We start from the raw sequence: 981 nt of genomic DNA on the forward strand, positions 1-981 counted from the left end.
CTCTTGGGACAATCGCTCTGGACATGGGCGCGGATCCGTCTTATCGCGACGCCTTCATGCGGGGTGACAGCCTTGGAGGCACCCTGCCCTTACAATCTGGAGATTTAACATGGCTGGTGAGATTCCTGATCTCAATGCCCAGGAACGCACGGGGACAGGCAAGGGCGCCGCTCGTCAGGCACGCCGCGACGGCATGGTTCCCGGGATCGTTTTTGGTGGTGACACGGACCCGCTTCCGATCAACCTGCCCTTCAACGAGCTGCTCAAGCGGTTGAAGGCCGGGCGCTTCAAGGCGACGCTTTTCAACCTCAAGGTCGATGGCCACGAGGACGTCCGCGTGATCTGCCGCGATGTGCAGCGCGATGTCGTCAAGGACCTGCCCACGCATGTGGATTTCATGCGCCTGCGCCGCACGTCCAAGATCAACCTCTACATCCCGGTCGAATTCCTCAACGAGGAGGCCGCGCCCGGCATCAAGAAGGGCGGCGTTCTGACCGTTGTGCGCCCCGAGGTCGAGCTGGTCGTGACCGCCGGGGACATCCCCGAGAAGCTGACCGTCGACCTGACCGGTCTGGAAATTGGCGATACGGTGACGATCTCGAACATCACCCTGCCCGAAGGCAGCAAGCCCACAATCGACCGCGATTTCGTGATCGCCAACGTCTCCGCCCCGTCCGGCCTGCGCGCCGCCGGTGACGACGAGGACGAGGAGCAGGCCGCGGACGAGGTTCCGGCAACCGAGCAGGCCGAGGACTGATCGCCTCCCGCCGGCGCGCCCGCGTGGCGCAGCAGCCGGGTGCACCAAGACAGGAAAGCCCCTCGCAGCGGTGCGGGGGGCTTTTGTCATGCCGGGCAACACGGGCAGTGCGCCCGCCCATCTGTGCCGCGTCAGCGTCCGCCCCCCACACCGCGAGCGCCCGCACCGCGCCAATCTTCGATCACCTATAAGACGGCAGCGTCCGACCACAGACACCGCGCCCG

1 protein-coding gene is annotated in these 981 nt (G+C 65.5%); it reads left to right on the forward strand.

The genetic code is table 11. The features are described 5' to 3' along the window. The first annotated feature begins 109 nt into the window (after window positions 1–109). Window positions 110–757 (forward strand): 50S ribosomal protein L25/general stress protein Ctc, encoded by a 648-nt coding sequence (locus J1C49_RS21460; protein WP_227447853.1) that lies wholly within the window; start codon window positions 110–112, stop codon window positions 755–757. Window positions 758–981: the final 224 nt, after the last annotated feature.

Origin of the sequence: Cognatishimia sp. F0-27, assembly GCF_020667845.1 — a bacterium.
Classification (GTDB): domain Bacteria; phylum Pseudomonadota; class Alphaproteobacteria; order Rhodobacterales; family Rhodobacteraceae; genus JAFMPQ01.